Source organism: Paraburkholderia sp. BGA-UO-ETr-F21 (assembly GCF_059567925.1).
This window is the reverse complement of the sequence record NZ_JCAQOY010000008.1, coordinates 251,806-275,526: the sequence shown is the minus strand read 5'-3', so window position 1 is coordinate 275,526 and position 23,721 is coordinate 251,806. Positions and strand designations below refer to the sequence as shown.

The window sequence follows — 23,721 nt, the reverse complement described above, 5'->3', positions numbered from 1 at the left end:
TCGATGCGCGGCTCGCGCACCTCGCGCCGCATTCAATCGACGCGTGCTTCTGTGTGAAAAGTAAAACGTTGCGAATGAGGCGCGCCGCCTGCTTCGCCGCCGTCCGTGCGGGCCAGCACGAGCGTGGCGTCGGCAGGAACGTTCACCACGCCGCCGACAAAGCGCGCCGCCACCGGCAATTCGCGCCCGCCACGATCGGCGAGCACCGCCAGTTCGACCGACGCTGGGCGGCCGTAGTCGTACAGCTCGTTGAGCGCCGCGCGAATCGTGCGGCCGGTGTACAGCACGTCGTCGACCAGCACGATATGGCGGCCGTCGACCGAAAACGGCAGCGAGGTCGGGCTTGCCTGCGAATGCAGGCCCTTCTTCGCGTAATCGTCGCGATGCAGCGCAACGTTCACCACGCCGAAGCTCGGCAGGTTCAGGTCGCTCGCGAGCCGTTCGGCAAGCCACGCGCCGCCGCTATAGATGCCGGCCAGCACGGCGCCTTCAGCGCCGTCTTGTGCGGCGCCGAGCCTGTCGCCGTACACCGCGCGAATCTGGTCGAGCAACGCGCGATAAAGCGCTTCGGCGTCAATGGAACTCATGATCGTCGGAAAGTCCGTCTAGATATTGCTGGAGGATGATGCTCGCGGCTTCGGCGTCGAGCATGTCGGCGCGGCCGTTGCCGACGCGGATCTCCGCCTTCGCCTCGACCGACGAATAGCGTTCGTCGATCCACGTGACCGGGAGATTGAAGCGGCCGTTCAGCTGATTGCCGAAGCGCTTCGCGAGTTGCGTCATTTCGTGCGGCGTGCCGTCCGGATGCATCGGCAAGCCGACAATCAAGGCGTCTGGCTTCCATTCGGCGATCAGTTTGCCGACCGCCTCGAACCGGTATTCGCGGCTGCGATTCTGCACGATCACGAGCGGCCGCGCGCTCTTCGTCAGCGAATTGCCGACCGCCACGCCGATGCGTTTTTCACCGTAGTCGAACGCAAGCAGCGTCGCCTCACGTCCGGCCGGCAGACTCATGCGTGACCCGCCTCGCCCGAGAGCATGGACAGGTTGATGCCGAGAAGCGCCAATGCGGCTTCGAGACGCTCTTCGGCGGGCACGTCGAAGACGATTTTCGGGTCGGCTTCGACCGTCAGCCAGCCGTTTTTCGAAATCTCTTCTTCGAGCTGCCCCGCTCCCCAGCCGGCATGGCCGAGCGTGAGCAGGAAACGTTCGGGACCCGTGCCGCTCGCCACGGCTTCGAGCACGTCTTTCGACGTGGTCATCTCGAGACCGCCCGGCACCGACATGGACGAGGTGTAAGCATTGCCGTCTTTCGGATCGTGCAGCACGAAGCCGCGCTCGGTTTGCACCGGGCCGCCGAAATACACGGGCACATGGAGAAGGGGTTCGATCTCGAGCTTGAGATCGATGCGACTGAAGAGCGCTTGCAGGTCGATATCGGTCGGCCGGTTGATCACGAGGCCGAGCGCGCCGCGCTCACTGTGATCGCAAAGGTAGACCACCGTTCCTGAAAACGTCGGATCCGCCATGTTCGGCATGGCGATCAGGAACTGGTTGGTCAGATTGATGCGATCGGTACTCTTGGACATAGTTCGGATTTTAGCAAAGACGATGCAGGATGGCGGGCTTTGAGCGTGGAACCGCGATGTGTGCCATGGAGCGTGCCGCGAGCCATCGACGGCGAATCAAGTTGCACTCTATCACGCACGCGGGCGCTCGCCACGGTGCGGCTTCGCGCTGTTTTGCGGCACGGCTGTTGCGTGCCGCCGGGTTGCGCCATGGCGGCCCTGTGCGGGCGCTTACCAACGGGCCAGCGCGCCGAACCTGCGACGGCGGCCGCTCATGCGCCGCCCTGTTCGATCGAACGGGTCAACGCGGCCAGCGCGGCAGTGCCGCCAGCCGGTGCGACACCCGCCGCCACTTTGTGCAGCGTGGCACGCAGCGCCTCCGCGGCCTGCTCGAGCGTGCTCGCCGCCGGTGCGCCGACGATCACATGCGCGCGCACCGCGGGCGTTGACACACCGGCATGCGCGCGACGCCGCCACGCGAGCCCCAGCGCGTCGGCCAGCAGCGCGACATGGCCGAGACCCAGCGCGCACGCGGCGGAGCCGAGACGGTAGGCGGCGTCGCCGGCTTGCAGCGCTTCGCTGGGGTCGGCCTTCTCCGGCTGGTCGGCCGCACGGGCATGCTCGGTCAGCGCGGCGATCGAGGCGTCCGCCGTCTGCAGAAAATCTTCGTACGCGTTCGCATTGACGGTCAGCACGCCCAATTCGCGCGTCAATGCGCTGCGGGTCGCGCTGATCGCCTGCGCCTGTACCGCACCCGCCTCCCAAAGCATTTCCGACGCCTGGGTGCCCGCGACGTGCCAGTCCACCGTCAAGCCATAGTCGTGCAGCACCTCGACCTGATCGGCGTCTTCCGCCGCGGCGCCAAACAAGGCGTAATCGCGCCACAGCAGCGCGAGCGTGGCGCGCACGAGAGAGCGTGGCGCAAGCTGGATCCCGCGCGCATGATCGGCCAGCGCGAGATTGCAACGCGCGTAGAAACGCCGCGCGTCGGTTTCCGCCGCGGCACGGCCGCTGACCCGCAAGGCCTTGGCGCAGGCCTTGGCGAGGCGCCAGAAATCGTAGGGATCCGGGCCGGCCAGTTCGCTGAAAACGGCGTCCAGTTCGTCGAGCGCCGCGTTGGTGACGGCAAGCGCCGCCGCACTGCCGGTATTCGCCTGCGAGCGCAGCACCGGCAAGAGCGCGCGCTCATAGCGTGCCCGCAGATGCGCCAGTTGGTCAGCGGACTGCGCGTGAAGCGAGACGGGCGGCACCGGCCGAGCGGTCAACACAAGATCTTCGAACGCGACGGTGGTGCCGGGCGTGTGCTCGGACAGGTGCGTGCAAAGTGACCGGTAATGGTTGAACAGAACGGGCGAACAGGACAGCTCGCGCAGATTGTGACGCTCCAGCGCGCCGCGGAACTCGCGTAAAGCCGCGCCGAAGACGGGCCGCGCGCTTGCCGCGTCGGACGGGTCGCCCTCCGCGAGGGGAGAAAGCCGCACCAGCGCGTCGGCGAAGCGCTGCGCGCTGAGCCAGCCGGCTCCACGCAATGCATGTGATGCACGCAGCAGCGCCGAAGTGCTCTCGCTGTGCTGTTCGAACGCCAGCAGCGCCTCGGCCAGGGCGAGTTCGGCGGGACGGACGGCGCCGCCGCGCGGATTCGGCAAAGCGTCGAAGGAAACGGGTGCAGCGGATCGAAGGGTCATGGGCAGGCGACACGAAGCTGACGGGCCGTCGCTTCGCGCCGCGCGCCGACTGATCGGCTAACGCGTGAACCGGCGACAGGACAATGACAGACTAACGTTGCGACACGGCGCGCCCAGGGACGTTCCGTATCGACGCATTGGGGCACACTTCAGAGCACGCCTCGCGCGTTCGATCCGGCGCGACGCGCTGGCCGCGAAACACCTGCCAACGCCGCGCCGCAGACACGCGGCGCGCCCCCCGAGGCCGACATGCCGGCCGCCCCCGAACTTCAGATCTGGACCATCTCGAAGTCTTCCTTGCGCGCACCGCACTCCGGACAGGTCCAGTTAATGGGAACGTCTTCCCAGCGGGTGCCCGGCGCAATGCCTTCGTCCGGCAAACCGGCTTCTTCGTCGTAAATCCAGCCGCAAATCAGGCACATCCAGCTTTGATATTCCATTCTTGTGTCGCGTCGTAAAGTCCGTGGAAACGGGAGCCACGATGATACCGTGTTGCCGCCCCAATGCCTAGCATTGACATCCTCCCTGTCATGAGCGACAGGGATTCCTACAGCGCTCAGGCGGTTTCTGCCTGAGTCGCTTCGGTGGGTTCCTGATTCACGGAGCGGCCTGACTGCGCCGTCTCTCCACAGGCTAACAAGCGCTGTCCGCGCTCTAAAACGTTGATCGCGCCGACCACGTCGGCTTGATTCTCATATCCACATGACGTGCACGCAAACCGTGATTGCGTCTGGCGGTTGTCCTTTGACACATGGTTGCAGCGAGGGCACGCCCGACTCGTGTTCTGCGGCGGCACGGAGATGAGGAAACCGCCATTCCACACCAGCTTGTAGTCCAGCTGGCGGCGAAACTCGAACCACCCCTGATCGAGAATGGCCTTGTTCAGGCCAGACTTGGCCCGAACGTGTGTGCCCGGCCGTTCGGCGCTCCCTGCTGCCGATCTGGACATGTTCCGAACCTGCAGGTCCTCGACGCTAACCATCGCGTAGTTTTGGCTGATTGTGGTCGTGGTCTTATGCAGGAAGTCGCGACGGGCGTCACCGATACGGCTATGAATGCGCTGGACACGGGCTCTTGCTTTCTTCCAGTTCTTGCCGAACTTTGCCTTGCGGCTCATGGCGCGCTGGGCCTTACGAAGCCGTAGCTCGTGCCGCCTGAAGCTGTTGAGCGGGGCGTAAAACGTGCCGTTGCTCAGGGTCGCGAAGCGGGCGATGCCCATGTCGATACCAACCATGCCTGCCGCCTTCGGCACAGGTTGTCCAACCTCGCGTTCGGTCTGGATCGACACAAACCACTTGCCGCATGACTGGCTGACGGTAATATTCTTTGCTGTGCCTAGCGCGTGCCGACTATTGCGGTAGCGTAACCAGCCAAGTTTGGGTAGAAAAATGCGGCTATTCGCTTGGTCGATTCTGAATTGTTTCGAGTCCGGATAACGGAAACTGTCTGACCGCCCCTTCTTCCTGAAACGGGGGAAACCTGCGCGCTTATAGAAGAAATTCTTGTAGGCACGCTCAAGGTCTTTTAAGGCGTGTTGCAATGGATGAGTCGGAGCATCCTTGAGCCACGGCGTGTCAGCACCGTTGCGCCATGCCGTAAGTTGCTTCGCCATATCGACATAACTGATGAATTTTCTGCCTGCTTCGTAGTTCTCCTTTTGCAACATTAGCGCCTTGTTAAACACGAACCGGCATGAGCCAGCAAATCCGCACATAGCACGCGCCTGCCCGGCAGTGGGCATGAGTTCGTATTTGTAGGCTTTGAGTCGGTTCATAGCCACGACTATATTACTGGTCAATGAGTACCCACAACGACCTTGGGCATGGCAAGCATTAAATTTTTACGAAGCAGGTGTATCTGGTCCGCCAGACCAAGCACCGGCATGGCGCTTTCAACATGAGACTATTGACGACACCCGCACCGTTTTGGCAACGTGTACGAGTTCGACGGTGAGTCGAGCTCGCGCACCTCTCTTGATGAACTATTCACAGAAAGTGGTTGCGTCAATGCTGACGCAAAGCCTGAGAGGAGCGTCCAGTAGAAAACTCCGAAAAGCTCTCGGCCGATGCATTGCGTCATGGTTCCCGCCCTACTGTGTGGGTCGTAAGTAGTGACGGTGCGCACATTGTCGTCTAGCGTCAGCAGCAGACGCCAACCTTACAGGCGTCGCGACGGTTGCGAAGTCCGCACTAAACCTACCCGGCCTGAATGCGAAGATTTGTGCCGCACTGGATCAGGGGCCGCTAAACATATGACGCGACGACCACATCCTATCCGAATCGTGTCAATCCATATCACAATTCGACTCAATCACGCCCTCGCTGCCGACGAATAGGAAAATGCGCCTTTCCAACGGTTTAGGCCGCATAATTGAGCCGATTGCGCACCCTCCGCGCCCAAATTCAGCTCTTTTTTGTCAATCTTCATGCCCAGCGATACGCCTCCGATCGTCCTCACCTTCGGCCTTTCCGATCCCACCGGCGGCTCCGGCCTGCAAGCCGACCTGATGACCCTTGCCAGCATGGGCTGCCACGGCGTCTCCGTGCTGACGGGCTACACCGTGCGTGACTCGGCGAGCTGCGACGAAGTCACCGGGCTCGACCCCGAAGTGGTCGCGACCCAGGCCCGCATGCTGCTCGAAGACATGCCAATCGCCGCGTTCAAGGTGGGCGCCTGCACTCGCGCGGAAGTGGTGAGCGCGATTGCCGAAGTCGTCGCCGACTACGACGATATTCCCCTGATTCTCGCCCCCGACTTCACGCTCGACGACGAACACGTCCTCTCCGCCGACGAACTGCGCGAAGCAATCGCCGATCTGCTGGCGCCGCAAACCACCTTGCTGGTCGCCGACGCGGCCACGCTGCTCGCGCTCGCCCAGCCGGACGGCGACGCGGAGGCGCCGAGCCTCGACGCCGCCATCTCGCATCTGCTGTCGCAAGGCTGCGAATATATTCTGTCGACGGAGACCGGCACGCACCGCCACGTCAACACGCTTTTCAGCGAAGACGGCCAGTTGCGTCAGGACATGTGGGACCGTGGTAGCCACCGGATCATGGGGCTGACGGATACGTTGGGCTCGGCGATTGCCGCATTGCTGGCGAACGGCCAGGAGCCTGCTGAAGCCGTGCGCGAGGCGCAGGAGTATTTGTACCAGGCCGTGCGCAACGCGTTCCGGCCGGGCATGGGTGCGTATATGCCGGACCGCTTCTTCTGGGCGCGCAGCAGCGACGACGAAACGCCGCCCGCGGCTGGCAAGGACGCGGCGCCGGGCGAAGCGCGGCATTGAGTTTCCTTCGAAGGGTATTGCCCCCACACGGTAAGCGCTTTGGAGGCTATTCAACCTAGCTTATCGGCGCACGAACAACCTGCAACTCAGCAGGTTTTTTCTTTCAGAAATTTTCGGTCGGCGCTGGCGGGCCTGCTCCCGCAGGGTTAACGCGCGCTCAATTGTGTAATTTACCGTTACAACGTCAGTCTTAGCGCCCAGCTAGACTTACGATTCGTAATTCTGTCATATAACACTATGTCCCTGCGGGTTCCATTTCTCTTGCCTGTCCGTGCATGGGACAGCCTCCATGCCATGGCCGCACATTTACAAAGGCGTCTGCAAAATGCAGAGGTCCGACAACAGAGTGCACACTGCGACAGAAATCCAGGGGTATAACCATGGGACAGTCCCACAGTTTTCTACAACGCGTTCACGGCAAAGTGACTACCCGCGACAGGATGCAAATATTCCGCCAAAAGCCAGTCACGATCTGGCTCACCGGGTTGTCGGCGGCGGGAAAGTCAACCATCGCATTCCAACTCGAGCAGCAACTTCTATCACTAGGCCATGCGTGTTACGTGCTCGACGGCGACAATATTCGTCACGGCTTGGCGTGCGACCTCACCTTCGACAAAAAAGATCGACGAGAAAATATTCGACGGGTTGCCCACGTCGCGCAATTGATGAATGACGCGGGTCTCATCGTCATCACGGCTCTTATCTCACCCATGCGCGAAGACAGAGCGATGGCGCGCGACATCGTTGGCCCCGGCAAATTCGTCGAGACATATCTTTCCGCCTCTGTCGAGACATGTGCTCACCGCGACCCCAAAGGTCTTTATGCCAAAGCCCGGGCCGGAGAAATCACTTCATTCACGGGAATATCGGCGCCCTACGAGGCCCCAGACGATCCTGAGTTGAAAATAGACACGGCGATGGAGACGCCGGCAGAGAGCGTCGCGAAAATACTAGCCTACTTGCACGATAACGGCCTAGCGGATCCCGGTCAGGCGGAGTGTTCGTAATATCAGATCGCGTCACGCCAACCCCAAAAGAAAAAACCCGCATTGCGGGTTTTTTCTTTTGGGAAGCACGCCTCGCGGCGCACTTCCCCATGTGTTCCCAACCGGGCCCCGAAACGAGGCCCAATCCGGAATTACATGTCCATGCCCATGCCGCCCATGCCGCCGGGCATGCCGCCAGCCATCGGTGCATCTTCCTTCGGCAGTTCGCAAACAGCTGCGTCGGTCGTCAGCAGGAGACCTGCGACCGAAGCTGCGTTTTGCAGCGCCGTGCGCGTCACCTTCGTCGGGTCGACAACACCAGCGTCGACCAGGTCGACGTACTCGCCGGTTGCTGCGTTGTAGCCGTAGTTGCCTTGGCCAGCAGCAACTGCTGCCACCACGACGCTGGCTTCTTCGCCACCGTTCGTGACGATCTGACGCAGCGGCTCTTCCATCGCGCGCAGCACGATCTTGATACCTGCGTCCTGATCGGCGTTAGCGCCCTTCAGGCCAGCGATAGCCGTACGTGCGCGGATCAGCGCGACGCCGCCACCCGCCACGATGCCTTCTTCCACAGCTGCGCGCGTTGCGTGCAGTGCGTCTTCGACACGTGCCTTCTTTTCCTTCATTTCGACTTCGGTCGCAGCGCCGACCTTGATCACTGCAACACCGCCTGCCAGCTTGGCAACGCGCTCTTGCAGCTTTTCACGGTCGTAGTCCGACGTTGCTTCTTCGATTTGCGTGCGAACTTGCTTCACACGTGCTTCGATGTTCGCAGCTTCGCCAGCGCCGTCGATGATCGTGGTGTTTTCCTTACCCACTTCGATACGCTTCGCCTGGCCCAGTTCAGCCAGCGTTGCCTTTTCGAGCGTCAGGCCGGTTTCTTCAGCGATGACTTGACCGCCGGTCAGGATCGCGATGTCTTCCAGCATGGCCTTACGACGATCGCCGAAGCCCGGAGCCTTGACAGCAACAGTCTTCAAGATGCCGCGGATGTTGTTCACAACCAGCGTTGCCAGTGCTTCGCCTTCGACGTCTTCTGCAATGATCAGCAGCGGACGGCCAGCCTTCGCGACTTGTTCCAGGACCGGCAGCAGATCACGGATGTTCGACACCTTCTTGTCGTGCAGCAGCACGAACGGGTTCTCCAACACGGCAACTTGCTTGTCCGGGTTGTTGATGAAGTACGGCGACAGGTAGCCGCGGTCGAATTGCATGCCTTCGACAACGTCCAGCTCGTCTTGCAGCGACTTGCCGTCTTCGACGGTGATCACGCCTTCCTTGCCGACCTTGTCCATCGCTTCAGCGATACGATCGCCGATCGACGAGTCGCTGTTTGCCGAAATCGCGCCAACTTGTGCGATTTCCTTGTTGGTCGTGCACGGCTTGCTGATCTTGCGCAGCTCTTCGATTGCGGCCGTCACAGCCTTGTCGATACCGCGCTTCAGGTCCATCGGGTTCATGCCCGATGCAACGTACTTCATGCCTTCGCGGACGATCGACTGAGCCAGGACCGTTGCGGTCGTGGTGCCGTCACCTGCGTTGTCGCTGGTCTTGGAAGCCACTTCCTTGACCATTTGCGCGCCCATGTTCTGGAGCTTGTCTTTCAGTTCGATCTCTTTCGCGACCGACACACCGTCCTTGGTGACCGTCGGGCCGCCGAAGCTGCGTTCCAGCACAACGTTGCGACCCTTCGGGCCCAGCGTGACCTTCACAGCGTTCGCGAGGATGTTCACGCCTTCAACCATCTTGGCACGGGCGGAATCACCGAATACGACGTCTTTAGCTGCCATCTTCTAACTCCTTGAATTCTTTGGGATATGACCGGGAAAAGTAGCGGCTTGCGCTTACTTCTGCACCACGGCCATGATGTCTTCTTCGCGCATCACGAGCAGTTCGTTGCCGTCGACCTTGACGGTCTGGCCTGCGTACTTGCCGAACAGAACGCGGTCACCAACCTTCACGTCGAGTGCGATCTGGGCACCCTTATCGTCACGCTTGCCCGGGCCGACTGCCAGGATTTCGCCTTGATCCGGCTTTTCCGCTGCGGCTTCGGGGATCACGATGCCCGACGCAGTCTTGGTTTCTTGATCCAGACGTTTGACGATCACGCGATCATGCAAAGGACGAAGGTTCATACATACTCCTCTCTTGATTGAGACTGAAGAACGCTGAGAAAACCCGGCTGGCTGAGCCAACCGGCGATGTTGTTAGCACTCTCGTGCAGCGAGTGCTAATTATATGGACGGGTGGTGACAAATTCAAGAAGGGAGGGTGCGGAGATTCAGTTAACTTTGAACGCTGTTGGTTGGAGCGTGCATTCCCGAGCAGATCCGGACCACGTCTCGAGCGGCGATTTTCTGCAAAAACAGCGACTTAGGGACGAATCGGTTATCACCCATGTCGCGTGCGCAGTACAACGCAATGCGCTGACTAACTGCATTCGACCGCGCGTTACGGCGGCTTCCCTAGGGAAAGCCCTAGCCAGACCATACGCAAAGCTCCCCGCCGACACGGCAGTCGCTTCAGCCGTTCGACGCCGCAGCATTGTGACGATTGAATGGAAGGAGACGCAACATGGAAAACCTCCTGGAAAAGTGGCTGCACCTTTCCGCGCTGGCTTTGTTGCTCGCTGGCTGCGCGGCGGGCAGCAGCCCGCAAAGCGAAGCGCATCTGAGCACATCGCAGTGCCGCGACCTGGCCGCGCTCAGGAATAACGCCCCTCCGACCGCGGTGCGAAACCGCAGCGAACTGGCTGCTCTCAGGAAAGCGGGCTACGACCCGTCACCGTGGTTCGACCCGCACTACCCGGAGGATCTACAAGCGGCACAGCGCCAGGTCGATAGCTGGTTCCAGGCGGAATGCCAGCAGGCCCCGCCCGCTTGACGGCCAGTTCATTTGAGCTTTAGTTCACCCGACGCGCTTTGGCCGACCTCGCGAAGCGAAAAGTCTGCCGTTCAGGACGCTTAACGGACGTTCGCCGACGCGAGGTGGTTAGCTCACCGCAGCAGGGTCATCTGCACGACTTTAGCGATGACGAGGCAGACAGCGACAATGAGATAGCCGCGCAGCACACCCATCCAGATGCGGCTGGACAACGTCAGCCGCGGCGCCGGCAACTCGTTCAACGGTGGCATGCGCCACGTGTCACGCGCCTCCTTCGGATCGCCCGACACATCGCCGTGAGTTTCGCCATCTGCCGGCTCCTGGCGAAGCTTGCGAAACCCGGTCGTTGCGGCATAGCCCGCGATCGCAAGCAGCGTGCCCCCACCGAGCACCTCGAGGATGGTCTGGCCGGAGATATCTGGGTACATGACCGAAGCGGTGAGGATAATCGACAGCATCACCAGAACCCAGATGACGGCGCCCGTGAACAGGTTCAGCTTCCTCGAATTGACCCACGGACCCAGCACAGCCTTGTCGTTACACAGAAGCAGCAGGAACACCGTCGCACTGGGGAGCAACACGCCAGCAAGCGTTTGCACGGCTTCTGTCAGGAGTCCGAGTGGGCTTCCGGGAATCAGAACGAGCGCCGCAGCCAGCATGACAATGCCAAAGTACACCAGGTAAAAGCCCTTCGCGTCCGTCACGCTGCGGTGAAGCGAGTGGCGAATCTTGAACACGTCGCCGATGGCATATGCGGTCGATAGCGATACCGCCGCCGCGCCGATGATGCAGGCATCGAGCAGCGCCACGGCGAAGATGACGGCCGCCGTGCGCCCCACGTATTTGTCCAGGCCGGCGATGACGCCACCCGCGTCCGTGAAATTGCCAAACTCGGGCTTCCCGGCAAACAGCGCGGCACAGAACGAAATCATCGCCACCGCACCGATCAGCACGAACACAATGCCAATCCACAGGTCTGCTTTTTCGTACTTCATGAAACGCGGCGTGATGCGTTTGTCGACTATGTAGCTTTGCTGGAAAAACAGCTGCCACGGCGCGACGGTAGTACCGACAATGCCGATGACGAGCAGCATCACGTCGCTCAGTTTCGAGTGGGCAGGCCAGTTGGGAATCAGGAAGTCTCGCGTTATCTGGGCAACCGGCGGGTGAACCGACACCAGCACGGGCACCAGCAACAGACTCAGCAGGCACAGCACCAGGGCGAAGCGTTCGAAGCGCCTGAAATTGCCTGTGCTGACAGCAGCCATGGTCAGCGCCGCAGCAATGCAGACGCCCAGAACCTTGGAGACGCCGAAGAATTCGAGCACGAAGGTGATGCCGATGAACTCGGTCACGATAGTGAGCGCGTTCAGGATGAAGAGGTCGACAACGCTGAACGCGCCCCAGAATTTACCGAATCGTTCGAAGATGAGGCGCGCGTGGCCGACACCAGTGACGGCGCCGAGTCGCAGCACCATCTCCTGGTTGACGAAGAGGACTGGCACCAGCAGCAGCATGGTCCACAGCAAGGTGGTCCCATAGTTCTGCCCGGCCTGGGTGTACGTACCAAAGGCGCCGGCGTCGTTATCGCCGACCATCACGATAAGGCCGGGGCCGAGAATGGCAAGCAGCGTACGCAAGCGTGCCCACCAGTTGGTGCGCGGCGCAGTGTCGTGGTGGGCGATCGTGCCCAACGCACCCTTGATGTCGCCAATGTGCGCAGAGTCGAGCACGGCGCTGCGTGGCGGTGAAACGTTAGCTGGAGTGGCCATTTTGTTTTCTTTCCCAATTCTGATTATTAAAAGGAAATTGCGCGCCTCGGCCATACGTCTGGGCGTGCACAGTCGAACGACGGAGCCGCGTGGGTATGGCGGAAATAGTGCAGTGGCTTACGAAACGAGAGCTTTGAGGCGTTGCCAGAATGCAGCGAACCTGTGCGATTCATTGGCATGCAGCGCCAGCATGGCGTCGTAGTGGACGCGCGACTCTTCAACGTGCGGCAGTTTCGACAGAAGGAGGCCGAAGTTCATGATATTTCTCCAGGCGTTGGCTCAACGCGGTTCTCGGAAAGCCAGCGGACATGGAGGTCGGGCGCACTATGCGCGCATCGACGAACGTCTACTCGCTTTCCTCAGGCAAAGGTAAAGGTGAGTGGCATAAGGGATAACTGTCACTGTCCGGCATGGCGGCTCCTTATCGGCGTTCTGGTACGCGTGTTTGCGACACGCGTGCTTATCCACGCGTTGGTTCTCGCCTGAATCGAACAGGCACGAACGAACGCTGCCACGAGCCAACGCTCGCGGCGCGGTGCCATGTAGACGCGCACAAACGCTGCGTCCACATGGCGCTAATCAAGGTGCACGGGAGAGGGATGCTACGGCGCGCACCGTCTGCCTGAAGGCAAGACGGCGGCTGGAAAAAGAGAGCGCGGACGTCCTGCCAGTCAGGCAGCGAAACTATTCGAAGGTCGACTACTGCAGGTGTCCAAGGCATTAGCCCCGTTTGTGAAGATGCGCGAATTTTAGGCGGCGCCTTAATCCAAAGTCAACATGATTTGCTAAGCACCACCAATATAATTTCCCCGCACCACTCAGCCTTTCCGAATGACAGGAACGACAGGCATACGAAAGAAAATACCTGCTTCTGCGGATGTGAAGCAGAACCGTTTGCCCGCTGTATTGGCGGGAGATTCGGAGTGCGCTTTTCGTCACGGTTTTTTTACTTGCGGTTTGCCACGCGTGCCGAATACAATCCGCCCGTCTCATCGAAAGGAGTCCCCCGTGGACACATGCTCTAGTAGTGAAAGTACGCTGCCGGCCCAGGCCGGCGTAGTCACCGCGAGATAGCCGCCGCAGGATCACTCCTTCGCCGCTAACTCGCTTTTGTCGGGTTAGCGCGCTTCATTTACTGACTGGCTTTGCGCCGGTCTGTCAGTAGCACGCTCCCTTTGTTTGGCCGCTTATCGCAAGTCCGCTTGCGAGACGCAGTCACGTCGTCACACGTCGTCCGGCTTGGCCGGGCAGGACGGGGGTGCGCTTATGTTCATCAAATCATTCGTTACGTTTTTCGGCAGCGGCATGCCGGGCCGAAAAACCAGCCGTGCGTTCCGCACTTCGGGCACCTATACAGGCAACCCCCTCACGCCTATCGGGTACGCGATTGTCGCCGTCACGGTCGCTGCTTTCGCGTTGGTCGCGATGTTGTGCACTTCCTCTGTCGGCAATGAACTTGGGCGCTCGTTACGGCTGAGCTGGTGGTTCTCCTGAACCAGGGCAGGTCACGGCCCTGCCTCACATGGTGCGTCATATCGATCAAATAAGCGGATTCATCCGCCTGACAAATCTCGACTCCACTTGTTATGAAGAAAACCCTCAAGACCACATTGCTGATGTTCAGCGCGCCCCTCAGCTTGAGCTGCCTGCTCTCTCTGGGCATTGTGCAGCCCGCGCTAGCCCAGGCGAGCGGCGAAGCCTCGCCTGTTACGACGCCGGCCGAGTCCGCGCCGTCGTCGTCGCCGCTCGCAACGGACGCGATTCAAGCGGAACAGACCCCGCCGGCGCCGACCGGTTTCTGGGACCGTGCGGCACTTTTCGGTGACATGGGTGGCTTGCGGCCCTGGCTCGGCGACTACGGTGTGACCTTAAGTCTGCAAGAAACCAGCGAATACTTGAATAACCTCTCCGGGGGCGTCAAACGCGGTGGCGCCTACGACGGGCTGACGCAACTTGCTGTCGTGGTGGATACGCAAAGGGCGATCGGGCTGCCGGGTGGGACGCTCAACGTTTCGGCACTGCAAATTCATGGCACCAACCTCACCCAGCGCAATTTGCTGACGCTGCAGAGTGCGAGCGGCATCGAAGCCGATGCGACGACCCGCCTGTGGGAACTCTGGTTTCAGCAATCGCTGTCCGGCGGCAAGGTGGATGTCAAAGTCGGTCAGCAAAGTCTCGACCAGGAATTCATGGTGAGCCAGTTCGCGACGCCGTTCATGAACGCGACTTTCGGATGGCCCGTGCTCCCCTCGGTCGACATGCCGGCGGGTGGCCCGGCTTACCCGCTTTCGTCACTGGGTTTGCGGGTACGCGCCAAACCGTCCGACTCGTGGACAGTGCTGGCCGGCGTGTTCGACGGTAATCCCGCGGGCAGTGATGTCGGCGACCCGCAGAAACAGAACAGTCACGGCACGAACTTCAACCTGCATAACGGCGCGCTGTTCATTGGTGAAGTGCAGTACGCGCTCAACCCGGCGCCGTCTGACCCTTCTGACCGGAAATCTGCCGGCCTCCCCGGCACCTACAAACTGGGCTTCTGGTACAACACCGGACAATTCGCCGACCAGCGCCTCGACAACACTGGTGTTTCGCTTGCGAGCCCGGCGACCACGGGTGTCCCGCAGCCTCACCGGGGCAACTACAGTTTCTACGCCGTCGCCGACCAGATGATCTGGCGCCCGAGAGCGGACAGTCCGCAATCGGTCGGCGTGTTCGCCAGAATCATGGGCGCGCCGGGCGACCGTAACCTCGTTGACCTTGGCGTGAACGCCGGCGTGACGTTGAAGGCGCCGTTCAAAGGACGCGACAACGACATTGTTGGGCTGGCGGTGGGCTACGCGCAAATTGGCTCGCACGCGCAGGGCCTTGCCAGCGACACGGCCACGCTGACCACGCCGGGCTATCCGTCGCGCAGCGCCGAGACCATCATTGAGGCGACCTACCAGTTTCAGGTCACACCGTGGTGGCAGATGCAGGCCGACTTCCAATATGCGTTCCGTCCGGCGGGTGGCATCCCGAATCCGGAGAAACCTTCGGAGCGGGTCGGCAATGAAGCGGTCGTGGGCGTGCGCACCACTATCGTGTTCTGACTCGCTGCAATTGGGGCCTTCCGAGTTGTACGAAAATCTCGCGAGAGACGAGAAGGATGACACCCCGAAAGCAGGTGCTCGACGACTAGGCCAGGCCGGAGCTTGCCCGTCGTCAGGGAAATCCCTTGATAATCTGAAAACGAATGACTGCGATCGTCATACCGCTTTCAAAGCGGGCAGCAGCCGGTCGAATTCGCGCCTCACCACGCCGTAGCATTCGCACACACGTTTTTCGAGTCCCGGCCTGTCCAGCACCTCGATATGACCATGGCTGTAGCGAATCAACCCCGCGTCCTGCAATTTCAGCGCGGCCTCGGTGACGCCGGATCGGCGCACGCCCAGCATATTGGCAATCAGTTCCTGCGTCATCTTCAGTTCGTTTGAAGAGAGGCGGTCGATGCTGAGCAGAAGCCACCTGCACAACTGCTGATCGATCGAGTGGTGTCGATTGCATACCGCCGTCTGCGCCATCTGCGTGATCAACGCCTGTGTATAGCGCAGCAGAAGGCGCTGCAAAGGGCCGGCGCGATGAAATTCATCTTTCAGTATCTGGGCGTCGAGGCGATACGCCTTGCCTGCGCTTTGCACGACTGCCCGGCTGGGTGTGGTCTCGCCGCCCATGAAAAGCGCGATGCCGATGAGCCCTTCATTGCCGACGATCGCGATTTCGGCGGATGCACCGTCCTCCATCACATACAGCAGCGACACGATACAGGTGGTCGGAAAATAAACGTAATTGAGCCGATCGCCTGATTCATAGACGACGTTGCCAAGCGGCATATCCACGAGCACCAGATGCGGCGCCAGTCGCTCCCACTCGAGGTCAGGCAGCACGGCCAGCAGATGATTTTCGTTTTCTTGACGACCTCGTGCCATTTCACACCCTCCGCAACTCGCCCGGAACCGCGCCGCTTTCGCCGACGATTTCCTGACGGTAAATATCGATAAAAGGAGAAATGCTCCAACGCCTTGACGGACAGTGCCGAAGCACGAAAACGGGCGGCAAGCTTCACGCGCCCGAAGTCTGGCCGGTATGCAATGGATTATAAGTCGCGTCGAGATGACGGCGCAGATCCGCGCGTTGACGGGACATCGCGTGACGGCGCACGCCTGTCTAATTTCAAAATCGTGCCCGCCAAGATCAACATAAATTGTGCGTTCGAACATAGACCGCGGTCTGTACGTTGTCGTACCGCATTTCTGCGCGCGTTCGCGTAGCATTTACGTTCGAGGGGCCTACATGAGACCGCGAACGCAGCATCGACCATGTATCGGATTTCATCTACGCCGACACCGACTGCGCGATTCGCTATCTGGTCGTGCAGGCCCACACCGGGTGGTCTGGCGGCAGAACCAAACAATTCCCGACGGACTGAGGCGCCGTGCGGACCGCCGCCCTCGTCGAGTCCGGACAGCACCGGATCGATCGGAAGCAAAAGCCTTCAAAAGCACCAAAGGCAGGAGCAGGTCATGAGACAAAACATTCAGAAGTTATATCAAGCGCGCGTCCACACATTCACTCCCGAATGCCTGGAACTGCAGGACGGCACATTTGAATTTCACCTTCGGCATGCGGTGGAAGGCACGCTTCCTTCAGCCGACGAGCACTACGAGGTGGGCATTTTTTCAACGAGCGAGGAAGGCTATGCGGCCGCACTTGCCTATGGAGACAAATACATTGCGGAACATAAATTCGGCATGTAGCAGCGCCCACGCTTATCGGTGACCCGCAAGCCTCAACCAGCACGGACGACAACCAGTTTGGCTGTCGTTCGATCAGACGGACGGCGCTATGGCAGAAAGAATCATTTCAAGCAAGACACACGACGCGTACATGAACGTCACGGATCATATAGCCGATGGCTGGGTGGCAAGTGTACGTATCGTTCCGAAGGGTGCATCGAAGGGCGGCGAGCGCATCGAACTCGACACTGTCTTCGAACGTGAAGATCTCGCATGGGAATCCGTCGAGACGCTAGCGCGTGCCGAGCTCAACAATCTGAAGTAGCGCGCCGCCGCACTTCCAGACCTCGGCATGCACGGCGCAGCGCCCGATGTTGCCGTGCAAAAGCTGATCGACATCAAACTTCTGATGGGTTTTGACCGGCTGTCACGCTGCCGATGTTCAGACCGGGGCCGGCGGAATAAACTGTCGGATGAAACGCGCCATCGTCGGCAGCAAGGTTCACGCTGCGGCGCTTTGAGCGCGGACAATCCAACCCCACGGCGGGGCTCGCCGTCCTGGCGAATTCCTGGAGGCCGACATGTATCAACGCATTCTGGTAGCGATCGACGGCAGCGAGACGTCCGAACATGCATTCGCCAGCGCGCTGCAACTCGCTCGCGACAACGGCGCACAGTTGCAGCCGCTCTATGTGATCGACAACCCATTGATGCCGTACAACGCGTCCGGCTACGATCCGACCATCTTGCGCGACGCCTGCATGCAGGAAGGCCAGCGGTTGCTCGCGGACGCTCTGGCGCGGATGAAGCATGAGAACGTGGCCGGCGAGCCGAGAATCGTCGACGTCGCACCGATCGGCGAAGACATTGCTGAACGGATTCGCATCTCGGCCGACGAATTCAACGCGGACCTGCTGGTGCTAGGCACACACGGGCGGCGGGGATTCAAGCGCATGGTTCTGGGCAGCGTGGCCGAACGCGTCGTGCGCGACGCGCACCTGCCAGTGTTACTGGTGCCGAACCGGCAAGCGCAAACCACCGTCGCGCCAACCGCCAAACGCGGACACGCCGACGTCGCCGCAGCGATGTACGAATTGCGCCGCTAACCGCGGCGCGGCCACTGCGACAAGCCAGGACCGCACGGCCCCTTTTTGCGTCTCGACCCATGAGTAATCCGTACCCTGACACCAGGCGCGAATGCCTCGCCGGCAACCCTTTTCGAAAGCTCACTTCGGGCTACGAATCGTCATAAGTGGCGAAAGTGCCTGCGTTTAGCGGCAGTCAGGAGTGGGGTCTGACCGTTGCGGCTGCAACCTTCGTAAATGAATGCGTGCTTGCGCCGATCGAAGGGTATACAGTCAGTGTACGGGTCGCGTTCGGCGCCCCTTGTTCTGGAATGACCATGCGATCACAAATCAAAGTTGCACCACGTACGAGCGGCACGATGAGCGAATATGCTCTGTCTCGTCAGGCACAAGCACTTCTGCTCGAACAGGCGGACCGGGCACGCGCGGAACAACGGCGGATCAATGACGCGCGCATTGATTCCAACGCGAGCAAGTGGCGCTATTCAGTGGCGTTGGCAGGGAGTTGACCCGGACAGCCGAAGTTGAGGAGGGAAAGATGACCACAGCCACGTGGGGCGTTCTTGTCGGGTGATGTTAATCATCACAGTATCCCATTACAGGTATCGGCAAATTCCGGTGGGAAAGTAAAAAGCAGGCTGGCTGAATAAGAATGAGATGGTCGGCGAAATCAGACCACGTTATGCAGCAAGGCTCTGTGCGCGCAGCGGCGGAGGGACCGGTCCGACATTGGCCGAAACATCAGAATTGCGGAGACTCTCTTCCATACAAAGGACCGATGTGTCGCACCATCAACTCGAACAAGATCTCGTTCATCTCGAACACATATTGCCGCAACTCGTTGCCAACAGTGCGCTCGGCATGGTCTATTGGCGCCAGCGTATTACCGCCCTCGAAACCGCGCAGTCATCGCTTCCCGATGGCGCTCGCAGAGTGACGCGCCTGCTGTCGATGATCAACCATATAGACGGCGCGACGCGCCCATCCTGACGACAGCGTACTGCAGTCTTTGTACCGATAGCGTCGTGCACTCGACGACCCGACTGTCTGCAAACTGAATGCCCCTCAAAGAGTTGGCGGTAACGTGCCAAGTTGCCGGAACACGGATAGCCAGTCCTCCAGGTGCCATGTTTTCGCAATCAGACTTCCGCGCATCTGGTGAAAAGAGTGAATGGCGAATCTGATGTGTTTAGCACTCGCGGCAATGCCAAGCAATGTTCCGGTTTGAGTGCCGCTGATCTCCGCGCGAACGCCTGCGCGGTCGCCGTGAACGAGCACGTCGAGAATAGTCACCTTCATATCAGGCAGCGCTTTGGCGATGTCGTCGAACAGTTGCACCATCTGGTCGGGTCCTGCAATAGCCCCGACGGGCTCGGGAATATATTCCCAATCCGGCGTGACGACCTGCCGCAGCAAGGCAACGCTCTTCTGCTCGAATGCGCGATAGAACCCTTCAATCGCTTGGCGAGCAAGAAGTTCATCGGCGGGCAATGTCATCTCCAATACTCCTGACGAATGTGCGGTAAAGCGTCGACTGACGATACTACACTCTTTCCCTGTCTAATTCAGCGACGTGCCGGCGAGCGGACATGGCAGTGCAAATGCCCGCGACACATCTGTCTTGCCGAAACAGTGATAGTCGCGACACGAATGCTTTCCTGAGGGCCTGCTTGTGCGGCATTGGAGATACTCGCTTGCTCACCCGCCCTGAAATGGATGCGCATGGCACCTAAAAGACAAGCGCAGAAAAAAGAAGGTATTCTTCCTGATCGACATGCCGCATTGAGCCGGGAATGAACGCATGATAATGATGTGACAGAGATTGAGAAGGTGCCGCATGCGATATGAAGCATCGGAAATGTGGATTAACGTCGCAATGCGATACCGACAAAACGCGCTTATAGAAATGGAACGCCAAAACCTTGATGAAGTTTCATAAACTGCCTGGGCGGTATAAGATCTGTGAAAATTTTGAACGTCAACTGTGTCGCCCAGCGGTGCTTCTCATCCTGGTGAGGTGAGGCTAAATGGTCGCGCGAAGCGGCACAACAGCCGACCTGCTTCAGTCATTCGAACCAAAGATTCCCGCTTGCCTCGAGCAGGCAATCGCGCAGTCGCAAAAGCATTCGCTGTACTGCTGTCGGAATTCGCAACGATTCATTCATACTCAATCCGATGCCCAACGACATCCCAGAGCCGCAAGCCATTTGTAACGACGTCACCCGCAGCGCGATCTTTATCGTCGCGACAATCGAGGCCGGCAATGACCAGGCAGAAAAGGTACGCGCATGGTGCGGCGACATCGCCGCTCTCGTGCGCTCTGTCGGCAAGCGGGTTCCCGCCGGCAATCTGTCGTGCGTGTGCGCCTTCGCCTCCGACGCGTGGGACACCCTGTTCGGCGCCCCTCGGCCCGCCTCCCTGCATCCGTTCCGGGAGTTCGGCTCGGGTGAGCGCCGGGCGGTCGGCACGGCGGGAGACGTGCTGCTGCATATTCGCGCCGACCACATGGATCTCTGTTTCGAGCTCGCCACACAGCTACTGGGCGCACTCGGCGACGCAATCACCGTGATCGACGAAGTTCACGGTTTTCGCTACTTCGATATGCGCGCCATGGTGGGATTCGTCGACGGCACGGAAAACCCGACGGGTCGCGCCGCCAATGAATTTACCTTGATCGGTGACGAAGATCCGGAGTTCGAGGGCGGCAGTTATGTTGTCGTGCAGAAATACCTGCACGACATGACGGGCTGGAACGCGCTTTCCGTCGAGACTCAGGAACGCATTATCGGTCGCACGAAACTGTCCGACATCGAACTCGACGAAGCGGTGAAACCGTCGTGCTCGCACAGTTCGCTCACCACCCTCACCGAGAACGGCAAGGAAGTGAAGATACTGCGCGACAACATGCCGTTCGGCAAACCCGGCTCGGGCGAGTTCGGCACCTACTTTATAGGCTATGCCCGCTCGCCCGCGCCGATCGAGCAGATGCTGGAAAACATGTTCGTTGGGCGGCCGCCGGGCAATTACGACCGGCTGCTCGACTATAGCCGCGCGGTGACGGGCGGCCTCTTCTTCGTCCCGTCGGCGACCCTGCTTGAAGAACTCGCAGACCGCGACCCACAAACCGCCGCTGCTGCCGATGTCGAACAGCAGACCGATATGTCTTCGTCCGCAGAGCCGCATGAAGCCGGCTCGTTGAACATTGGCTCTCTCAAGGGAACGTCCCAATATGAATAACCTGCATCGCGAGCTCGCCCCAATCTCCCGTGCTGCCTGGTCGCAGATCGAAGACGAAGTGGCGCGCACCTTCAGGCGCAGCGTCGCCGGCCGTCGCGTGGTCGACGTCAAGGGTCCCGGTGGCACCGAGCTGTCGGGTGTCGGCACCGGGCATCAGATCGCGATCGCCGCGCCGCAGCAGGGCGTCGTGGCGAAACTGGCGGAGGTCAAGAGCCTCGTCGAGTTGACCGTGCCGTTCGAATTGCAGCGCGAGGCAATCGACAGTGTCGTGCGCGGCGCGAAAGATGCTGACTGGCAGCCCGCGAAAGAAGCGGCAAAACAACTCGCCTACGCCGAAGACCGCGCGATTTTCGACGGCTATCCGGCTGCGGGCATAGGCGGGATTCGCGATGGTTCTTCCAATCCGCCGCTCGCCCTGCCGGCCGACGTTAGCGACTATCCGAACGCCATCAGTAACGCGCTCGAACAACTGCGGCTCGCCGGCGTGGACGGCCCCTATTCCGTGCTGCTCGGCGCCGATGCGTACACCGCATTGGGCGAGGCACGCGACCAGGGTTATCCGGTTATCGAGCACATCAAGCGGATTGTGAACGGCGACATCATCTGGGCGCCCGCGCTCGCTGGCGGCAGCGTGCTGTCCACACGCGGCGGCGACTTCGAGTTACACCTCGGCGAAGATCTGTCTATCGGCTACACGAGCCATACCGACACCGTGGTGCGACTTTATCTGCGCGAAACACTGACATTCTTGATGCTGACGAGCGAAGCATCGGTTTCCGTGACGCAGGTGGAATAGGCGGTGGAACGAGCGGATTGAGCCACTCGCTGTTCCGGTAATGGCCTCCCCCGGCTGAATGCCGTTCTGGTCCGGCATTCAGCGCCTTCCTTTGCGCAGTGATGCAATCACAGCATGGTTAGCATAACGAACCCTGAATCCGTCCGTGCATTTCATGAACGGACTGCGCAGAAGGAAATATTGATTTTCCAGTGTTAAGCATTGGCGGATCGACCCGACACGTATCACCGGAACGCCGTCACTTGCCGGCCTCGCGACGACTCTGTTCCTCGACAGTGAAAATAGCTTCCGGCGTGACTTCGAGCCGAGCTTTCGGTATCGGAAGACCGCTCCCGTCGGAAAGACCGTAGGTGCCTTCCTTGATCTTCTGCAACGCGCGCTCGATGTCCGCGATGCGGTGGTCGTTCACGTCACGCAGCGCCTGGTTGACCTCCTTCTGGGCCATTGACTGCGCTTCGTCCTCGTACTCCTCCGCTTCATCGCCATGCTGCTCCTGCGTTGCCTGCTCGTCCGCGAGCGTGTTCTCCTCCCCGCCCAGCAGTTCCCGGCGAAGCGCCTCGAGGCGCTCGCGCTGCTGCGCGATGAACCCCTCACTCAACTCACCCTGTTGCTCCGCCATGATTCTCTCCCTTGCGTCGATTCGCTTTGCACGCGGTAGCGTGAAGCGTCACTCACCCGACTCCCGAAATGCGTGGCCATTCAGCTTCCCGTCTTGAAGTCTACGAGCAAGTCATGCCCAAGTGAAGCTGGGCTTCGCCGATGAGAGCGATTGATGGCATGCGCGCGGCGCTTTGCTGTTCAGGCTGAATATCCCGCTGTCGGCATGGTGGAATTACGGCATGATGGATTCTTATGAGAAGCATGCGCGCTGAATGCGGGCGGATGTCGATCACGAACGCTGCAAAGGAGAAAACGATGCCAACATGCACAGTTTCTTACGGCGAGTTTGAAATCGTGGTGCGGCCTGAACTTAACAAGCGCGGCGCCTGGGTTGCGAGTGTGAGCGTCAGCCGAGGCGCGGGAGCCGCAGTCTACGACCGTCCGATGACGACCCAACCGGAATGGCTGACTGAAGAGGAAGCCACGAGAGACGGAGTCGAATGGGCTTACCGGTTCGTCGATCAAGACTTGAACGCGCGACAACCCCACTCCAGCGTTGCCGAGCGCTCCCGAGCGGAAACCTGGTTCCGTGACGTCGAGCAATCGCGCAGCGCCAAGCCCACCCCATAGCAACCACAGGGACGGAACATCGTGCCCGGTGGGCTTGCGAAGCTGGCGTGAGACCAGGGGCACTTAAAATACGCGCCCGTCTTCCGTCAGCCACGACAAGCCAGGTAAGGTTGGTCATCATGCACCGCCAGAACAGGAATTTCCCGGGTTTGACGACGCCCGCTTCGACTAGCCCGCCGCTCCCGGCACCGCCGGCATGCCCAGGGATAGCCCTGACTTTCCCGCCAATTCGCGCCGACGTGTCTTGATTCGACTGCAGGATGGCGGTTTCGCGCGCTATGGCAGTGTATTGCGTCGACAATACACGGTGTTACGCTCAGGAAAGCAGCCTTCGCGGCAGTGAGCCGCCGTTCAGCGGCAAAATCAGCAGCTATCAGAACATACCGCGAAGCGCGATTGCCTACGAGAGGCGAAACAT

General features: G+C 60.3%; 25 protein-coding genes. 12 read left to right on the top strand and 13 right to left on the bottom strand.

Annotated features, from left to right (window positions below; translation table 11 throughout):
• Positions 1-32: 32 nt before the first annotated feature.
• The 6 genes from pyrR to AC57B1_RS08080 all read right to left on the bottom strand — a co-directional run bounded on the left by pyrR (position 33) and on the right by AC57B1_RS08080 (position 5,027).
• Complete coding sequence (gene pyrR, locus AC57B1_RS08105; protein WP_091796544.1) at positions 33-587, bottom strand: bifunctional pyr operon transcriptional regulator/uracil phosphoribosyltransferase PyrR; 555 nt, start codon at positions 585-587, stop codon at positions 33-35.
• Positions 574-1,014, bottom strand: a complete 441-nt coding sequence (ruvX, locus tag AC57B1_RS08100; RefSeq protein WP_496417184.1) for a Holliday junction resolvase RuvX — start codon at positions 1,012-1,014, stop codon at positions 574-576. Before ruvX ends, pyrR begins: the two co-directional genes overlap by 14 nt.
• Entirely contained in the window at positions 1,011-1,589 is a 579-nt protein-coding gene (locus AC57B1_RS08095) for a YqgE/AlgH family protein (RefSeq protein WP_007178990.1), read from the bottom strand. The genes ruvX and AC57B1_RS08095 overlap by 4 nt, the downstream gene beginning before the upstream one ends.
• Positions 1,590-1,840: 251 nt before the next feature.
• Positions 1,841-3,253 (bottom strand): FimL-related protein, encoded by a 1,413-nt coding sequence (locus AC57B1_RS08090; RefSeq protein ID WP_408480576.1) that lies wholly within the window; start codon positions 3,251-3,253, stop codon positions 1,841-1,843.
• A gap of 269 nt (positions 3,254-3,522) precedes the next feature.
• Positions 3,523-3,693, bottom strand: a complete 171-nt coding sequence (locus AC57B1_RS08085; protein ID WP_006047743.1) for a rubredoxin — start codon at positions 3,691-3,693, stop codon at positions 3,523-3,525.
• Positions 3,694-3,809: 116 nt separating this feature from the next.
• A complete protein-coding gene (locus tag AC57B1_RS08080; protein ID WP_496417183.1) occupies positions 3,810-5,027 on the bottom strand; it encodes an RNA-guided endonuclease InsQ/TnpB family protein in 1,218 nt (405 codons plus the stop codon).
• A 651-nt stretch (positions 5,028-5,678) separates the two neighbouring features.
• On the opposite strand from AC57B1_RS08080, the gene AC57B1_RS08075 reads away from it, so the two are divergent.
• Positions 5,679-6,539, top strand: coding sequence for a hydroxymethylpyrimidine/phosphomethylpyrimidine kinase (locus AC57B1_RS08075; RefSeq protein WP_408344531.1), 861 nt, complete (start codon positions 5,679-5,681; stop codon positions 6,537-6,539).
• A gap of 380 nt (positions 6,540-6,919) precedes the next feature.
• Complete coding sequence (gene cysC, locus AC57B1_RS08070) at positions 6,920-7,546, top strand: adenylyl-sulfate kinase (RefSeq protein ID WP_496417182.1); 627 nt, start codon at positions 6,920-6,922, stop codon at positions 7,544-7,546.
• A 131-nt stretch (positions 7,547-7,677) separates the two neighbouring features.
• Here cysC and groL read toward each other — a convergent pair whose 3' ends face one another.
• Positions 7,678-9,318: a chaperonin GroEL gene (gene groL, locus AC57B1_RS08065; protein WP_091796573.1), complete on the bottom strand. Its 1,641-nt coding sequence runs from the start codon at positions 9,316-9,318 to the stop codon at positions 7,678-7,680.
• A 54-nt stretch (positions 9,319-9,372) separates the two neighbouring features.
• The gene (gene groES / locus AC57B1_RS08060; protein WP_007178996.1) at positions 9,373-9,663 is read right to left on the bottom strand and encodes a co-chaperone GroES; all 291 of its coding nucleotides are present in this window, start codon (positions 9,661-9,663) and stop codon (positions 9,373-9,375) included.
• A 439-nt stretch (positions 9,664-10,102) separates the two neighbouring features.
• Here groES and AC57B1_RS08055 point away from each other — a divergent pair, with 439 nt between their 5' ends.
• Complete coding sequence (locus AC57B1_RS08055; RefSeq protein WP_496417181.1) at positions 10,103-10,411, top strand: hypothetical protein; 309 nt, start codon at positions 10,103-10,105, stop codon at positions 10,409-10,411.
• Positions 10,412-10,524: 113 nt separating this feature from the next.
• Here AC57B1_RS08055 and AC57B1_RS08050 read toward each other — a convergent pair whose 3' ends face one another.
• Complete coding sequence (locus AC57B1_RS08050; RefSeq protein ID WP_496417192.1) at positions 10,525-12,183, bottom strand: Nramp family divalent metal transporter; 1,659 nt, start codon at positions 12,181-12,183, stop codon at positions 10,525-10,527.
• Positions 12,184-12,300: 117 nt separating this feature from the next.
• Entirely contained in the window at positions 12,301-12,441 is a 141-nt protein-coding gene (locus tag AC57B1_RS08045; protein ID WP_408185914.1) for a hypothetical protein, read from the bottom strand.
• A gap of 1,328 nt (positions 12,442-13,769) precedes the next feature.
• Here AC57B1_RS08045 and AC57B1_RS08040 point away from each other — a divergent pair.
• Entirely contained in the window at positions 13,770-15,272 is a 1,503-nt protein-coding gene (locus AC57B1_RS08040; RefSeq protein WP_496417180.1) for a carbohydrate porin, read from the top strand.
• Between the two features lie 156 nt (positions 15,273-15,428).
• On the opposite strand, the gene AC57B1_RS08035 is transcribed toward AC57B1_RS08040, so the two are convergent.
• Complete coding sequence (locus tag AC57B1_RS08035; RefSeq protein ID WP_408345317.1) at positions 15,429-16,148, bottom strand: Crp/Fnr family transcriptional regulator; 720 nt, start codon at positions 16,146-16,148, stop codon at positions 15,429-15,431.
• 594 nt (positions 16,149-16,742) lie between these two features.
• On the opposite strand from AC57B1_RS08035, the gene AC57B1_RS08030 reads away from it, so the two are divergent.
• From AC57B1_RS08030 to AC57B1_RS08010, 5 genes are all read left to right on the top strand, one after another.
• Positions 16,743-16,976, top strand: a complete 234-nt coding sequence (locus AC57B1_RS08030) for a hypothetical protein (protein ID WP_408344457.1) — start codon at positions 16,743-16,745, stop codon at positions 16,974-16,976.
• 88 nt (positions 16,977-17,064) lie between these two features.
• Positions 17,065-17,280 carry a hypothetical protein gene (locus AC57B1_RS08025; RefSeq protein WP_496417179.1) on the top strand — a complete coding sequence of 72 codons (216 nt, stop codon included), beginning with the start codon at positions 17,065-17,067 and terminating at the stop codon, positions 17,278-17,280.
• 256 nt (positions 17,281-17,536) lie between these two features.
• On the top strand, positions 17,537-18,061 hold the full coding sequence (locus tag AC57B1_RS08020) for a universal stress protein (protein ID WP_496417178.1): 525 nt from the start codon (positions 17,537-17,539) through the stop codon (positions 18,059-18,061).
• A gap of 146 nt (positions 18,062-18,207) precedes the next feature.
• Positions 18,208-18,549, top strand: coding sequence for a hypothetical protein (locus tag AC57B1_RS08015; protein WP_408344448.1), 342 nt, complete (start codon positions 18,208-18,210; stop codon positions 18,547-18,549).
• Between the two features lie 148 nt (positions 18,550-18,697).
• Entirely contained in the window at positions 18,698-19,030 is a 333-nt protein-coding gene (locus AC57B1_RS08010) for a hypothetical protein (protein ID WP_496417177.1), read from the top strand.
• Positions 19,031-19,105: 75 nt separating this feature from the next.
• On the opposite strand, the gene AC57B1_RS08005 is transcribed toward AC57B1_RS08010, so the two are convergent.
• The gene (locus tag AC57B1_RS08005; protein WP_496417176.1) at positions 19,106-19,537 is read right to left on the bottom strand and encodes an ester cyclase; all 432 of its coding nucleotides are present in this window, start codon (positions 19,535-19,537) and stop codon (positions 19,106-19,108) included.
• A 678-nt stretch (positions 19,538-20,215) separates the two neighbouring features.
• On the opposite strand from AC57B1_RS08005, the gene AC57B1_RS08000 reads away from it, so the two are divergent.
• Together AC57B1_RS08000 and AC57B1_RS07995 are read left to right on the top strand one after the other, a co-directional pair.
• A complete protein-coding gene (locus tag AC57B1_RS08000) occupies positions 20,216-21,277 on the top strand; it encodes a Dyp-type peroxidase (RefSeq protein ID WP_496417175.1) in 1,062 nt (353 codons plus the stop codon).
• A complete protein-coding gene (locus AC57B1_RS07995; RefSeq protein ID WP_408185922.1) occupies positions 21,270-22,073 on the top strand; it encodes a family 1 encapsulin nanocompartment shell protein in 804 nt (267 codons plus the stop codon). The genes AC57B1_RS08000 and AC57B1_RS07995 overlap by 8 nt, the downstream gene beginning before the upstream one ends.
• A gap of 238 nt (positions 22,074-22,311) precedes the next feature.
• Here AC57B1_RS07995 and AC57B1_RS07990 read toward each other — a convergent pair whose 3' ends face one another.
• Positions 22,312-22,692 carry a TraR/DksA family transcriptional regulator gene (locus AC57B1_RS07990; protein ID WP_408344439.1) on the bottom strand — a complete coding sequence of 127 codons (381 nt, stop codon included), beginning with the start codon at positions 22,690-22,692 and terminating at the stop codon, positions 22,312-22,314.
• A gap of 263 nt (positions 22,693-22,955) precedes the next feature.
• On the opposite strand from AC57B1_RS07990, the gene AC57B1_RS07985 reads away from it, so the two are divergent.
• Positions 22,956-23,303, top strand: a complete 348-nt coding sequence (locus AC57B1_RS07985; RefSeq protein ID WP_496417174.1) for a DUF6566 family protein — start codon at positions 22,956-22,958, stop codon at positions 23,301-23,303.
• Positions 23,304-23,721: the final 418 nt, after the last annotated feature.